Genomic DNA, 14301 nt, shown 5'->3' on the forward strand with positions numbered 1-14301 from the left:
GCCAAGATAAACGTATGAGTGCAAAGTTACAGCAAATTATTGATTCAATTATTCAGAATGAACCCTTAAGTGGGACCTCATTGATTTCGACCATTTTTGGTGATTCAGTGTTGCATCGAGGCGGAAATATCAGTCTTGCCAGTTTGATCCAGTTAATGGAACTGTTTGATTTTAATGATCGTGCTGTACGAACCTCGGTTTTTCGTTTGGTTAAAAGTGATTGGCTCGGTTCAGATAAAATTGGCAGAACCAGTTTTTATCGCATTACCGATGCCAGTCGTTCAAAATACTTACAGGCAGAGCAGCGGATTTATAATGATCAAATGAAAGAATGGGATCATTCTTGGGATTTGATCCTGATGTCGAGTCTGGACACCGACAATAAGGCTTTTTTAAAGAAAGAACTGGAATGGTTGGGCTTTGCCAATATTTCCACCAATCTGATGGCGTATCCAGGTTCGAATCGTCTACAACTACAAAAGCTGTTGGTTGACCTCAATATGAGTGAACAGGTGGTGGTGTTTAAGGCCGAAACTTTACAACTGTTTAATAACTCAACTGATACGATTAGCCGTATGCTAGAAACCAATTGGCCGATTGATGAGCTGCGTCAACGCTATCTCCAATTTCTGGATCGGTTTAGGGAAATTGGCGCAATTTTGATGCAGGAAGATGAAACGATTGAACCGATACAAGCTTTTCAGATTCGGACCTTATTGATTCATTATTATCGTCGGATTTTACTCAAAGATCCTGCGTTGCCATTAGAACTATTATCGGCGGACTGGCCAGCAGTGAATGCCCGTACATTATCCATGAATATTTATAAGAAAGTATTTGAAGCAGCGGATGACTATTTCCTGTCAGTCGCTGCAACATCAGAAGGACCAATGCCGAATGCGACTGCACATTTTTGGCGTCGCTTTGGCGGTTTAACCCAGACCAATGAGAGACTGAGTCATGCCTTGTTATAGCATTGATGGGGTGATCCCTGTGGTTCATCCCAGCGCATTTGTTCATCCCACTGCGGTTTTAATTGGTGATGTGGTCATTGAAGCTGGGGTTTATATTGGGCCATTTGCTTCATTGCGTGCTGATTTTGGTCGTATCCATATCAAGCAGAATGCCAATGTACAGGACAACTGTATCATTCATGGTTTTCCACAAAGTATCACGCTGATTGAAGAAATGGGACATATTGGTCATGCTGTCACTTTACATGGATGCCGTATTGGTAAAAATGTGTTGATTGGCATGAATAGTGTGATTCTGGATGATGCCGAGATTGGTGAAAATACCATTATTGGTGCAAACAGTTTGGTCAAAACCAAAGATGTGATTCCTGCCAATGTACTGGCAATCGGAAGCCCTGCAAAAGTTGTGCGAGATTTAACAGAACAAGAACGCGCATGGAAAATCAAAGGAACGCAAGAATATATTCATTTGGCGCAGCGTTGCTTAAACAGTATGACAGAAGTGCTGCCTTTAGTGGAAAATTCACCTGAACGTAAGACCTATCAAGATTTTCAGTCCGATCATCAGATTAAACCAACAACAGCATAAATTGAACCTTTAAGCTGATCAATTTGTTTTAAACCTCAGTGATAACAAGACATCAAAAAGCAACAGTTTGTTTTTAAATATTAGTTGATGATGGAGTGTAAATTTTTCTACTTTTTAGTCAGAAAAATACAGGCAAGCATTTTTCACTACATTTTTGAATATAAATCGGCCTAAAAGTGAATAGTTTATTTAAGGAAATACAACGAGGTTAATGATGTCTATTTTAACAAAAGAAATTTGGGATCAAAAATTATTTCGTGGTATATGGCAATCCGCCAAAAACGGTTATCAAGTGGTTGAAGTTGCGACAGGTGAGTCCTTAGGGCAGATTGGTTATGCCGATGCATCCGATGTGGTCGAGGCGGCTCAGCAAGCCAAGATTGCACAAAAGCAATGGTGGGCGCTCAGTTATCAAGAACGTCAGGCGGTATTTGAGCGTGCTGTGCAGATTTTAACTGAACATCAGGCTGAAATTATTGAATGGTTGGTGAAAGAAAGTGGTTCGCTACAGTTGAAAGCTGGTTTTGAAGTGAACATTGCTCTTCAAGTACTCAAACATTGTATCGCTTTACCCGCAACCGATCAGGGCACATTACTGCCAACAGCTGCAGGTAAATTGAGTTTGGCCAAGCGAGTTCCTTTGGGTGTAGTCGGTGTAATTTCACCGTTTAATTTTCCGTTGTATCTTGCGCTACGTGCGGTTGCGCCAGCCTTAGCGCTTGGAAATGCGGTGGTCTTGAAACCTGATGAACGTACTGCAGTCTGTAGCGGTTATGCAATTGCCCGTATTTTTGAATTGGCTGGTTTACCACAAGGACTGCTACATGTATTGCCGGGTGGTGCTGAAGTCGGTGAAGCACTGACCTTGGATAAAAATATTGCCAGTATTCAATTTACCGGTTCAACCCATGTAGGTCGTATTGTGGGTGCAAATGCGGCTAAAACACTGAAAAAAGTATCGCTTGAGTTAGGTGGCAAAAACTCACTGATTATTCTGGATGACGCCGATATTGGGCTTGCAGCAGAAAATATCGCGTGGGGGGCTTTTTTGCATTCAGGTCAAATTTGTATGACTTCTGGAAAAATCCTGATTCAGGAAAAGATCTATCCGCAAGTCAAACAACGTGTGATTGAAAAGGTCAAAAATTTTGTAGTGGGTAATCCATTAAATGCAGATGTCACGATTGGCCCTTTGATTAATGCCAAGCAATCACAACGGGTTGAGCAGTTGGTCAATGAAGCAATAGCACATGGGGCAAAACTGGAAGTTGGTGGACAAGCCAATGGTGTGTTTTTTGAGCCAACGGTCTTAGCTGAGGTAAAACAGGACAATCCAATTTTTTCTGAGGAAATTTTCGGTCCTGTTGCTGTTCTGATTCCTTTTAGCACGGATGAACAGGCTATTGAACTTGCAAATGATGGAGATTATGGGCTTTCAGCTGGGATTATTACCGCAAATGTTGGCCGTGGCATGCAGCTTGGTCAAAAACTGAATGTCGGGTTATTGCATATCAATGATCAAACCGTAAATGATGAAACAGTGAATCCCTTTGGTGGCTTTGGAGCCTCAGGCAATGGCACACGGATTGGTGGACCTGCGAATGCGGATGAGTTTACCCAATGGCAATGGATGACCATTCAGGCACAAGCGCTCCATTATCCATTCTAAGCAATCTTGAAAATTTCTTCTGATTTGTCCCTAAAGCACTAGGGACAAATCCTTTTAAATCACATTGCGTAGTTCATTGGCGGTATTGCGCAGTAGCGGCAAAATCTGCTGGACTAAATAATCCTCTTGTACACGATTGGTCTGTGACATGCAGTTTAGAGCGGCAATCGCTTTTCCTTGTGCATCAATCACGGGCACAGCAATCGCGATTACACCAAGTTCGTGTTCTTCTCTGGATAGGCAGTAATCTGCTTGTGATATTGCTTTCAGTATTTCAAAAAACTTGATTTCGTCGGTTATTGTAAAAGGGGTTAAACGTCTTAAAGCAAACGTTTTTACCCAATCCCGTTGAGCTTGTTCAGATAACGCTGCTAATAATACTTTGCCTGTTGAGGTTGCATGTGCAGGTAAGCGATTGCCCAAATGCATACCATAAGGACTGACACGCAGATTATCCTGTTGAGGTAAATAGCTACGAGCAATCGGGACGACCTCGTTATCATCTAGAACCACTAATGAAAAGGTTAATGTGGTTTGTGCAGATAAAAGATTCAGGAAGGATTGGGCAATTTTAGGTAGATGGGCTGAGCTTAAGTAGGAACTTGAGAACCGTAATACACGGTGGGTGAGCCAGAAATAATGTTCATCTGTATCTAAATAGCCTAAGTATTTCAAAGTTTTAAGATAACGCCGTGCTGCAGTGCGACTGATCCCCGTCCGTTCAGCCACTTGAGTGACATTCAAACGTTGTCGATCAACACCAAAAGCTTCCAGTAAGGTCAGACCTTTGGCTAAACCTGCAATATAGTCTTCCTGACGTATACATTCATGTGAATTGGGGTGTTCTAACACAGCATCAACCTTCACCATACTTCCATTCCTGTTCTTATGATGTTTTGTCCGCTATTCGGACAAATGAAATGATAAACGGTTCTTTTCGACTTGGATAGATCGTATACAAAACTTAAAAGCAGTAAGTTAAAAAACAGGAGATCACAAGGAAGATGTCATGGATATTTTAACAACACAGGTCGCAATTATTGGTGCTGGTCCAGCCGGATTGTTACTCGGACAGCTCCTATACCAAGCTGGTATTGAGCATATTATCGTGGAGCAGCGCAGTGCAGATTATGTCGCTTCTCGGATACGTGCTGGCATTTTAGAACAAGTATCGGTTGATTTACTTAAGCAGGCTGGTGTCGATCAACATCTAAAAGAGAAAGGATTGCCGCATTCAGGCATTGAAATACTCACTAATGGACAAAAACATCGAGTCGATTTATCCGCATTGACTGGTGGAAAGCAAGTCACAGTATATGGTCAAACAGAAGTGACCAAAGATTTAATGGCCGCCCGTCAAACTGCACATCTTAAATCATTTTATGAAGCACAAGATGTACAGGTCAGCAATTTTTATCAAACACCTAAAGTACAATTTGAATACCAAGGTAAAACCATCCAGATCGAATGTGATTTCATTGCAGGTTGTGATGGATATCATGGAATATGCCGAGCCAGTGTGCCTCAGGAGAAAATCAAGACCTATGAAAAAGTGTATCCATTTGGCTGGTTAGGCGTGTTAGCCGATGTGCCTCCCGTTGCGGATGAATTGATTTATGTCCAGTCAGAACGGGGTTTTGCCTTATGTAGTATGCGTTCAGAAATACGGAGTCGTTATTACTTGCAAGTGCCACTTAATGATCGAGTTGAAGACTGGTCAGATGAAAAATTTTGGGAGGAATTGAAAAGTCGTCTTGACCCTGAAAGCCGAGAGAAATTGGTGACAGGGCCGTCAATCGAAAAAAGTATTGCACCGCTACGCAGTTTTGTGACAGAACCCATGCAATTTGGCAAGTTGTTTTTAGCGGGCGATGCAGCGCATATCGTCCCACCAACAGGGGCAAAAGGACTGAATCTTGCAGCTTCGGATATTGCTTATCTTTCCAATGCATTGATTCAATATTATGTCGAAGGTTCAGATCAGGGCATTCAGGAATATTCAGAAAAATGTCTGCAACGGGTTTGGAAGGCAGAGCGTTTTTCTTGGTGGATGACACACTTATTGCATCGCTTTGAAACAGAAACTGAGTTTGATCACAAAATTAAACAAGCTGAACTGAGTTATATTCTTGGCTCTACTGCGGGAAAGACGACTTTGGCAGAGAATTATGTCGGATTGCCTATACACGCCTAAATCGTAATTCAAATACTTTTAGCACATTGCATTGATAACGATTTTCAAAATTTAAACAAGATGATATGTGACGTGTTGATCCACTTACATAGGGAAATAGAGAGATTGATCATGGTTGATACTTATATTATCGTACACGGTGCATGGCACAACGGCGCCTTAATGGAACCAACGGCTGAATATCTCCGTTCTCAAGGTCATATTGTTCATTGTCCAACCTTGGCAGGTAATCGCTCCAATGAAGATTGTAGTCAAATTGGTTTAGAAGATGCCATTAACTCACTGATTCAATATATAGAGCAGTATGATTTAAATAATATTCGCTTGGTGGGGCATAGTTATGCGGGTATGGTGATCTCTGCGGTTATTGATCGTATTCCACTGCGGATTCGTCGAGTAGTATATGCAAATGCCTTCGTACCATTTCCAAATGAATGTCTGAATGATATGGCCCCAGCAAAATATAAAGCTTTGTTCGATCAAATGGCTGAGGCTAATAATCATGCAGTCTCTTTACCATTTCCTGTTTGGCGTGAATGCTTTATGAATGATGCAGATGAAGTGCTTGCTAAATCTGCGTATGAATTATTAACGCCACAACCCTATCGTTGTTTTAGTGATCCTATTGTACTGTCAAAACCTATTGCGGAGATGGAAATTGCAAAATCATATCTGAATTGCAAACAAGATACGGCACTGCCACAGAGTTTATCCTGGCATCCACGTTTGTCTGAGCGCTTAGGTTTATTTCGTTATATAGAGGCGGACGGGGGACATGAAACTTTATTTACTGATCCCACTGGTTTTGCTAAGGCGATTATGATTGCAGCACGTGATTGAGTTTTACAGAAAAGATTACTCAAGACTCAGAATTCATTGTCTTCGAGTGTTCAAGCTCTGGATTTATAAAAAAAGCTGTTCAGAGAATTGAACAGCTTTTTTATACTCGATTGAGCAATTTATTCGGCAAATTGCGGAATCATTTTGCGTACATTGGTCTTTGCTTCAATCACCGTCATAAATGTATACGCGCCAATAAACTTACGGCTAATGAACATAAACTCTTTTGGTGGAACCGAGAAATAGCGTGAAGCCATCGATTGTCCCGCCTGTTGCATCACACGGTTATGCAATTGGCTTTTTTTCCAGTCATAACGATCTTGCTCATCCATTATGCCTGCGGGCATATCTGGATTGTTGCTCGGGCAACTAAATGCCTCTGTTGCAATCAAGAATACGTCGGCCATGCCAGGCTTAACACTGTCTGGCATGCTATCAAAGAATTCATAACCAGTCATGGCTTTGATCATTGCATTTTTATCATGATCGTAACCCGCATGAATCAGATTACGGGCAACAGTCAGTAAATTGTTATCGAATTGGCGAATGGCACCAAAGTCGAGTAATACAATTTTATCTTTAACATCACTACCATTACCTAAACGAACCAAGTAGTTACCAAAGTTCGGGTCGGTTTGCATTTCACCCCATTCAAATAGTTCGCGCACCGCGATTTCTAAAGAGGCTTCACCCAACAGGTTACGGCGTTCTTGTGGCAGCGAAAGCATAACAGGACTATTAACTGGGACACCGCGTTCAAAGGTCATGCACAGCACTTTTTCAGCACAGAACTCATCTACAATTTGAGGGACAACGTAACGAGGATCATCTTTCAGTCGCTCAGCAAAGCGACGAGTCGTTGCCGCTTCAATGCCATAATCGACTTCACGATGCATCATCTCACGGACTTCATCGAACCATTGATCAAATTCGCGGGTTTGCGGCACCATCCGTGTCAGTTTGAGCATGTTCTTAAACAGATTCATATCAGAATCGATGGCTTCAGCAACACCCGGATACTGAATTTTAAGTACCAATTCTAAACCATCTGACTTACGGGTAGCTCGGTGGACTTGAGCAAGTGATGCTGTTCCAATCGGCTCATGATCAATCGTAAGCTCGTCAAGTTTTGAGCCCAGTTGATCTTGTAAATGTGCTTTGATCGCAGGCCAAGCTAAGGCGACGGTCTGGTTGTTGAGAGTATTTAAAGCTTGTGTGATTTCTTCAGGTAAGAAATGTTCACCATACAACGCCATCATTTGTCCGATCTTTACGATTGAACCTTTGAGTTTGCCAATTTCAGAAACTAAATAATGTGCTTGCTCAGCCATGGCTTTTTTACGTTTCTTCTCTTTTTCTTCCTCACTGGAAAAGAGGGAAGTTGCACTTGCAGTTGCCCAACGTGTTCCAGCAAGTAAAGAAGCTTTTGCAATAGATAAGCGACGATCCACCGACGAGGTTTTTAGATTCTTAAGCTTATCGTTCTGATCTGACATGAAAGAAAAATCCTATGCTGAAATCGGAGGGTTGAAAGCCGAGACTTGAATTGTAGCGGATATTACAGCTTTTGAACGTATTAAAATAGTTCAATCTCTTGAATTATCAGTCTAAATTTGTGCAATAAGGCATCTATTTTTAAAGCGCCTAAGTAAATATTTCACATTTACTTCGTCATTACTATACATTTGTCCTAAATTTTGAACTGAATCTTTAGTGAAGACTTTTGCATTAAAGCTGCCCGATGGTTATGAATATGTTTCACTAACATCTGCTTGACTTGACTATGGTGAAAGCCAACCGCATAAGCCTTAACAATAATAATACTGGGCAGCGTGAAGAAAAAGTACTTGGTGTCGTCTAAAGTTGCATCTTTGAAAATTCCTTCTTCAATCAGCATTTTTCTGAGAAATTGTTTTTCCGCCTGTACTGTGCTGGATGACTCATCATCCCAATAATTTTGGCGCATTGCCATCAAATTATTATGCTTATAACTCATAGAACTATTGAGCCTGTTTATTTCACCTTTAGCCACTATATGAGGTTGCTCATGCATTTATCAAGCACAGATTGATATCGGAAATAGCCTAAGTAAATTTCATCCTTTATTTAAAAATGCTACACTTATATAACTACTAAACTTAAACAAAAATACTGAATCGTTATGACACCTGCTTGTAAACTGTTGGAAAAAAATAAAATACCATTTTCTATTCACGAATATGAACATGATGCCAATGCCAAAAGCTTCGGACTAGAAGCTGCTGAAAAGCTTAACTTGAAGGTAGAAGAAGTTTTCAAAACATTGATGGTAACTGACGAAAAAAATTATTTTATTGCGATTTTGCCTGTAAACCACCAACTCAATCTAAAAAAAGTGGCGACAGCAGTTGGATGTAAAAAACTACAAATGGCAAACCCTAAAGATGCAGAGCGTTTAACGGGGTATTTGGTCGGGGGAATTAGTCCACTTGGGCAAAAGAAACGCTTGAAAACCGTTATTGATGCAACAGCAAAATCGTTCGATAAAATTTATGTCAGCGGCGGTAAAAGGGGACTAGACATTGGTTTGGATCCGCAAGCTTTAGCCACATTGTTAGGCGCAAGCTTTTTTGATGTTTTAGACGAATAAAATAAACATTATAGGAAATATTATTTTAATTTATTGTTATTTATAGATAAATTTAAATCTATAAAAACTATTGCCAATACAAAAATTATCATTTTATTTAATGAGAATTATTATTATCTTTTGTATCTTTTTTGCGCTAAATTCTAAATTAAAAGATTTAATTCAATAGCTTGAGCGATATTTTTGCAAAGTTGAATCTGAATTGAAATTATAAATGATAATAATTATCATTAGCTCAATCTTAATCATAAACTCCCTTGCGATTAAGACGTGTTTCAGGCCTAAAACATTTCGAAAAACAAATTAACTCTCTTGAAAGAGGAAACCGTCAGATGCAATCACTTGCCAATCGGTTGGCGATGCAACATTTCGTCAACGCATATACGCAAGAAACTGGCAAAGGTCACTTGCTAGATAACAGTCAGCAAAGTCCACAACAACGAGCGTTTAGCCAAGGTTTGACGCTGTTATCCATTCCTATTCACTCTATTCAAGCACACTGTAATTTTCCTTTATCTTATGTCAGTCGAGTCGGGCGACACCGTGTAGCAGATCTTCCTCAAATCACGATGCATGGACAAGTTAAGACATTCAGTTCTGTTGCAATCGTCGGGTTATTGCTTGAAGAATTGGTTTTTGAATCATCTGTGCCATTGGATGCCGCTTCCTTGCTTGAGAAGTGGATTCAAAGCCGTGATGCACTTGAACAGTTTTTGCTGCAACGCGAAGCTGATTTCGATGACCTTGTCAAAGCGGGTCAAAACTTTATTGAAACAGAACAAGCACTGATTCTAGGGCATAGCATGCACCCAGCGCCGAAAAGTAGAACCGGTTTTGTGCATGAAGATTGGTTAAAGTTTTCACCTGAGCATAAAGGCAAGACTCAACTGCATTATTGGCTGGTGCACCAAGATTATATTTCCGAAGGCAGCGCCACTGATGACAGCATTTCAGCGCAATTAAAAACGGCGTTGCAGTGGTATCTGTCTGAAAATGATCTCAACCTGCTAAAAACCCATACCGAATATAAGCTGCTTCCACTCCATCCATGGCAAGCTCGTTATTTACAAAGTAAACCGTGGTTTGAGCGACTGAAACAAACAGGACAACTCATTGATTTAGGTTTACGTGGTTGGCAATTTTCTCCAACCACTTCAATCCGAACACTGGCGAGTTTTAATGCACCGTGGATGGTGAAGCCGTCACTTTCAGTGATGATCACCAATTCTATTCGCGTCAATTTAGCTAAAGAATGCCATCGTGGTGAACTGACTTATCGTCTTTGGCATAGCGAGTTTGGTCAAAATATCTTAAAGCAGTGTCCAAGTTTGAAAGCGGTGAATGACCCTGCATGGATTGCATTAAAAATTGATGATGAAGTGGTAAATGAAAGTATTTGTATTTTCCGTGATCAGCCATTTCATCCGCAACAGCAAGTCACCTGTATCGCATCTTTATGCCAGGATCATCCAGATAAGCCTTTAAACCGTTTTAATGCTTTATTCGCAAAAATTGCCAAAACACACCCTGAAACCGATTTCTCTGAAATTGCTTTGGATTGGTTTAATCGTTTCCTTGAGGTCAGTTTGCAACCGCTGATGTATGTATATCATCGCTATGGCATGGCCTTTGAATCACATCAGCAGAATGTATTGTTGGAATTAGAAAATCATTTCCCAAAAACTTTATGGCTGCGTGATAACCAAGGTTTTTACTATATCGAAGAATTTGCAACTGAAATTCTGCAAGCATTGCCTGAACTGAAAGAAAAAGCCTTTGCAGTGGGTCCGAAAGATTTTGTCGATGAACGTTTTAGCTACTATTTCTTTGGTAATACCTTGTTTGGCATTATCAATGCGATTGGCGCTACAGGTTATATCACTGAAGATGAATTACTGGAACACCTCACAGCTTTCTTACAAGAGCAATTACAGCAATATCCTGATAGTACCTTGTTACAGGGATTACTGTTCAATTCGACTTTACCGTATAAAGGCAATTTACTGACACGCTTGCATGAGTTAGATGAGCTCATTGCACCTGTCGAAAACCAATCGGTCTATGTGCAACTGCCAAATCCGCTGCGTATTTCACAGAAGGATGTCAGTTATGCTTGATTTTATTGGAATTGGCCTAGGGCCATTTAATTTAAGTCTGGCTAGTCTGCTACAAAATAAAAGCTCTTTAAATTATGTATTTTTCGAGCAGAAACCACAGTTTGACTGGCACGCAGGAATGCAATTACCGAATACCGTATTGCAGGTTCCATTTATGGCTGATTTGGTGTCGATGGTTGATCCAACTAGCCCATTCAGCTTTTTGAATTATCTGCGTCATCAGCAGCGGTTATATAAATTTTACTTTTTAGAACAACCCCATATTCCACGTTGTGAATATAACCACTATTGCCAATGGGTGGCAGAGCAACTGGATTGTATCGAATATCAATCTCGCGTTCTGGAGATCGAACCTCAACCCATTGGTTTTAAAGTAGTTGTAGAATCGGAAGGCGTTCAGCACAGTTATTTATGCCGTCATTTGGTGATTGGCAGTGGAAATGTTCCTTATCTACCTGAATGCTTGGCAAAAGTTCAGCAACAACGGCCGCAACAATGTCTCCATTCCGCTCAATATATGACGCACGCTGATGCGGATTTGCATGGGGATGTGGTCGTATTAGGCTCTGGACAATCTGCTGCAGAAGTCTTTATTGATTTGTTTGATCAACAACAAGATGAAGCGAATCATCAGTTTGATCTGCACTGGTTGACCCGTTCGCAAGGTTTCTTCCCGATGGAGTATGCGCCATTAGGGTTGGAGTACTTTAGCCCAGACTATGCGCAGCATTTTTATAATTTGCCAGCGCAACAAAAACAACAGCAGTTACAGCAACAAGCACTGTTATATAAAGGGATTAGTGCAAAAACTATCCGTGAAATCTATCAAAAACTGTATCACCGCAGTATTGCAGGAAAAAACTTACAGACACATTTACATAGCCAATGTGATCTGAAAGATGCAGAAGTGTTGGATACACAAAAAATCCGACTGCATTTCCAACACCGCGCGACGGCACAGACCTTCCATCTTGATTGTGATTTCCTCGTTGCGGCAACGGGTTACTTTAGCCCTGATTTTGGATTTATGCAGTTGCTGAAACCTTATATCGAATTTGACCATAAACAGCGTTGGCAAATTACCGCAGATTATCGAATCGTACACCGTCTGAATGGTCATATCTTTGTCCAGAATCAAGAAATGCATAGTCATGGTGTCGGCACGCCAGATCTGGGTCTTGGTGCTTTTCGTGCAGCCACGATTATTAACCAATTGGCTGAAAGCCAAGTTTATGATCTTGGTCAGCAGGCACAGACCTTCCAGCATTTTGCAATTAGTCAAAATCCTAAAATCCAAATGGCTGATGACAACGTAGCTTCAGAAGTAGGTTTTCCTGACAAAAAGGTCGATCAAAACCATCCCATTTTAAAGAAAACAGAACAGAGCACGATTACGGCACATTCAACTAGTCGCTGTACAAATACACGGGCACAGAGTGCTTCTGTACATTCAACTTATGAGAAATTGATATGAACTTTGCAACTTTAAAAATTAATCAGCAGCAATGGCGTGCTGCTGGGCAGCGTCTCATTGAAATGGCGATTGCAGAGTTTCTATATGAAGAAATTATTGAAGTGAAAGCCTTATCAGCAGGACGTTATCAGTTAGATCTAGGTAATCGTCAGTATGAGTTTCAAGGCCATCAATATTTGTTAGGGCATTGGAATATTCAGGAAGGCTCGGTACGTGATGTAACGACTGGTCAGCAGAGTGATCAGCTCGCTTGGAATTTACATGAGTTTATTGTCGCAATGGCCGACAGTTCCAATGTAAAGCCTTTCACCAAAGCCTATTTGATTAAGGAAATGAATAATACTTGGTTGGCAGAAGCACATCTATTTAATGAAGCACGCCTACCAAGCACCGCGGTGCTAACTGAAGCGCATTATAAAGTTGAAGGCATGTTACGAGGCCATCCATGGCTGATTATGAGTAAGGGACGCATGGGCTTTGGTTATGATGATTATCTGACCTCGGCACCTGAACTTTCACCGGAAGTGAAAGTACTCTGGTTGGCGGTGCATCGCGATTTAGCAGAGTATCGCAGCACTGAACAATGGGATGCCTGTGGTTTATATCAGCATGAGTTTGATGCCGATGAACTGCAGCAATTCATCAATATCTTAAAAGAAAAAAATCTGGACCCTCAAAATTATTTTTTGATTCCAGTACATGCATGGCAATGGCATCAATGGTTGGTTCCAACCTACGCCAATGAGATCGTTGATCAGAAAATCATTGAGCTGAATATTAGTCAAGACAGCTATGTGCCAATGCAGTCGATTCGTACATTATGCAACACATCAAACTTACAACGTCATTACATTAAGCTGCCAGTGAGTATTTTCAATACCGCTGTTTATCGTGGACTCCCATCAAAACGGAATCTTGCAGCCCCAGCTGTGACGGGATGGTTAAAACAGATCCATCAACAAGATCAAGACCTACAAAAAACTGGCGTGATTTTCTTGGGTGAAATTGCAACTTTAACGATTCATCAACCCTGTTTTGACCGAATTGACGGCGTACCTTATCAATTTAAAGAATTGTTTGGTTGCTTATGGCGTGAAAGTGTCGATCGTTATGTTGATCCATCTCAGCAAGTCCTCTCTCAAGCAGCTTTATTACACCGAGATATTTCAGGTCAATCAATCCTGAGCGTACTGATTCAAGCATCAGGTCTAAGTCCTTTGACATGGTTGGCGCAATTTGCCCAAGTGTGCTTAAGTCCGTTATTACTGTGTCTATATCGCTATGGCTTAGCTTTTTCACCGCATGGTGAAAATACCATGTTGGTACATGAAAATGGCGTGCCGAAAGCATTGGTCTTAAAAGACTTTATTGATGACATTAATTTAGTGGATGAAGATTTTCCTGAACTGGCTCAATTGCCAACCGAAGGCGATCTGTTATTACGCCATGAGGCAACCGATTTAAGCCATTTCATTTTCACCGGTCTGTTCATGGTGCATTACCGCTATATCTGTAATGTGTTTTTGCAAGATTACCCTGAATACACCGAATTTGATTTCTGGCAGACCATTTCCAACACCATTGTTGCGTTTAACCAACAACATCCAGAGCTGGCTGAACGTGCTGAAAAATTTGCCATGTTGCGCCCAACCTACACCAAAATTTGTTTGAACCGTGTGCGCCTGTTTACCACCAGTTATAACGATGAAGCAGAGCGTCCAGTGCCTGTATTCCTTGATCCAATCCCGAACCCAGTCAGCCCTGAAACATTGGCAGACTGGTCAACTCAGCAAGCTGAGTCGAAAGCGGGTTAAG

General features: G+C 41.0%; 12 protein-coding genes. 9 read left to right on the forward strand and 3 right to left on the reverse strand.

Features of this window, described 5'->3' with window-relative positions; translation table 11 throughout:
- The first annotated feature begins 14 nt into the window (after positions 1-14).
- The 3 genes from paaX (at position 15) to NQU59_RS12420 (ending at position 3232) form a co-directional block, all read left to right on the forward strand.
- A complete protein-coding gene (gene paaX, locus NQU59_RS12410) occupies positions 15-974 on the forward strand; it encodes a phenylacetic acid degradation operon negative regulatory protein PaaX (RefSeq protein WP_257063649.1) in 960 nt (319 codons plus the stop codon).
- Positions 961-1563, forward strand: coding sequence for a carbonic anhydrase (locus tag NQU59_RS12415; protein ID WP_005241353.1), 603 nt, complete (start codon positions 961-963; stop codon positions 1561-1563). Before paaX ends, NQU59_RS12415 begins: the two co-directional genes overlap by 14 nt.
- A 214-nt stretch (positions 1564-1777) precedes the next feature.
- Entirely contained in the window at positions 1778-3232 is a 1455-nt protein-coding gene (locus NQU59_RS12420) for a benzaldehyde dehydrogenase (protein WP_257063650.1), read from the forward strand.
- Positions 3233-3286: 54 nt separating this feature from the next.
- Here the strand turns inward: NQU59_RS12420 and pobR are convergent, their stop codons facing one another.
- The gene (gene pobR, locus NQU59_RS12425) at positions 3287-4102 is read right to left on the reverse strand and encodes an IclR family transcriptional regulator PobR (protein WP_257063651.1); all 816 of its coding nucleotides are present in this window, start codon (positions 4100-4102) and stop codon (positions 3287-3289) included.
- Positions 4103-4241: 139 nt separating this feature from the next.
- Between pobR and pobA the strand changes: the two genes are divergently transcribed.
- A complete protein-coding gene (gene pobA / locus NQU59_RS12430) occupies positions 4242-5426 on the forward strand; it encodes a 4-hydroxybenzoate 3-monooxygenase (protein WP_257063652.1) in 1185 nt (394 codons plus the stop codon).
- Between the two features lie 111 nt (positions 5427-5537).
- Positions 5538-6266, forward strand: a complete 729-nt coding sequence (locus tag NQU59_RS12435) for an alpha/beta hydrolase (RefSeq protein WP_043969902.1) — start codon at positions 5538-5540, stop codon at positions 6264-6266.
- Positions 6267-6385: 119 nt separating this feature from the next.
- Here NQU59_RS12435 and NQU59_RS12440 read toward each other — a convergent pair whose 3' ends face one another.
- Together NQU59_RS12440 and NQU59_RS12445 are read right to left on the reverse strand one after the other, a co-directional pair.
- Positions 6386-7762: an ABC1 kinase family protein gene (locus NQU59_RS12440; RefSeq protein ID WP_043969903.1), complete on the reverse strand. Its 1377-nt coding sequence runs from the start codon at positions 7760-7762 to the stop codon at positions 6386-6388.
- 194 nt (positions 7763-7956) lie between these two features.
- Positions 7957-8262 (reverse strand): hypothetical protein, encoded by a 306-nt coding sequence (locus NQU59_RS12445; RefSeq protein WP_005241366.1) that lies wholly within the window; start codon positions 8260-8262, stop codon positions 7957-7959.
- A 165-nt stretch (positions 8263-8427) separates the two neighbouring features.
- Between NQU59_RS12445 and ybaK the strand changes: the two genes are divergently transcribed.
- The 4 genes from ybaK (at position 8428) to NQU59_RS12465 (ending at position 14300) form a co-directional block, all read left to right on the forward strand.
- Positions 8428-8895 (forward strand): Cys-tRNA(Pro) deacylase, encoded by a 468-nt coding sequence (gene ybaK / locus NQU59_RS12450; protein WP_257063653.1) that lies wholly within the window; start codon positions 8428-8430, stop codon positions 8893-8895.
- 332 nt (positions 8896-9227) lie between these two features.
- Entirely contained in the window at positions 9228-11012 is a 1785-nt protein-coding gene (locus NQU59_RS12455; RefSeq protein WP_257063654.1) for an IucA/IucC family protein, read from the forward strand.
- Positions 11005-12486, forward strand: coding sequence for a lysine N(6)-hydroxylase/L-ornithine N(5)-oxygenase family protein (locus NQU59_RS12460; protein ID WP_257063655.1), 1482 nt, complete (start codon positions 11005-11007; stop codon positions 12484-12486). Before NQU59_RS12455 ends, NQU59_RS12460 begins: the two co-directional genes overlap by 8 nt.
- Positions 12483-14300, forward strand: a complete 1818-nt coding sequence (locus NQU59_RS12465; RefSeq protein WP_257063656.1) for an IucA/IucC family protein — start codon at positions 12483-12485, stop codon at positions 14298-14300. Before NQU59_RS12460 ends, NQU59_RS12465 begins: the two co-directional genes overlap by 4 nt.
- Position 14301 lies beyond the last annotated feature (1 nt).

The organism is Acinetobacter colistiniresistens, from assembly GCF_024582815.1.
Taxonomy (GTDB): domain Bacteria; phylum Pseudomonadota; class Gammaproteobacteria; order Pseudomonadales; family Moraxellaceae; genus Acinetobacter.

What these genes read in the sequence shown, in the direction of transcription:
- paaX (WP_257063649.1), top strand. Translation starts at nt 15, where the DNA reads ATGAGTGCAAAGTTACAGCAAATTATTGATTCAATTATTCAGAATGAA.
- NQU59_RS12415 (WP_005241353.1), top strand. Translation starts at nt 961, where the DNA reads ATGCCTTGTTATAGCATTGATGGGGTGATCCCTGTGGTTCATCCCAGC.
- NQU59_RS12420 (WP_257063650.1), top strand. Translation starts at nt 1,778, where the DNA reads ATGTCTATTTTAACAAAAGAAATTTGGGATCAAAAATTATTTCGTGGT.
- pobR (WP_257063651.1), bottom strand. Translation starts at nt 4,102, where the DNA reads ATGGTGAAGGTTGATGCTGTGTTAGAACACCCCAATTCACATGAATGT.
- pobA (WP_257063652.1), top strand. Translation starts at nt 4,242, where the DNA reads ATGGATATTTTAACAACACAGGTCGCAATTATTGGTGCTGGTCCAGCC.
- NQU59_RS12435 (WP_043969902.1), top strand. Translation starts at nt 5,538, where the DNA reads ATGGTTGATACTTATATTATCGTACACGGTGCATGGCACAACGGCGCC.
- NQU59_RS12440 (WP_043969903.1), bottom strand. Translation starts at nt 7,762, where the DNA reads ATGTCAGATCAGAACGATAAGCTTAAGAATCTAAAAACCTCGTCGGTG.
- NQU59_RS12445 (WP_005241366.1), bottom strand. Translation starts at nt 8,262, where the DNA reads ATGAGTTATAAGCATAATAATTTGATGGCAATGCGCCAAAATTATTGG.
- ybaK (WP_257063653.1), top strand. Translation starts at nt 8,428, where the DNA reads ATGACACCTGCTTGTAAACTGTTGGAAAAAAATAAAATACCATTTTCT.
- NQU59_RS12455 (WP_257063654.1), top strand. Translation starts at nt 9,228, where the DNA reads ATGCAATCACTTGCCAATCGGTTGGCGATGCAACATTTCGTCAACGCA.
- NQU59_RS12460 (WP_257063655.1), top strand. Translation starts at nt 11,005, where the DNA reads ATGCTTGATTTTATTGGAATTGGCCTAGGGCCATTTAATTTAAGTCTG.
- NQU59_RS12465 (WP_257063656.1), top strand. Translation starts at nt 12,483, where the DNA reads ATGAACTTTGCAACTTTAAAAATTAATCAGCAGCAATGGCGTGCTGCT.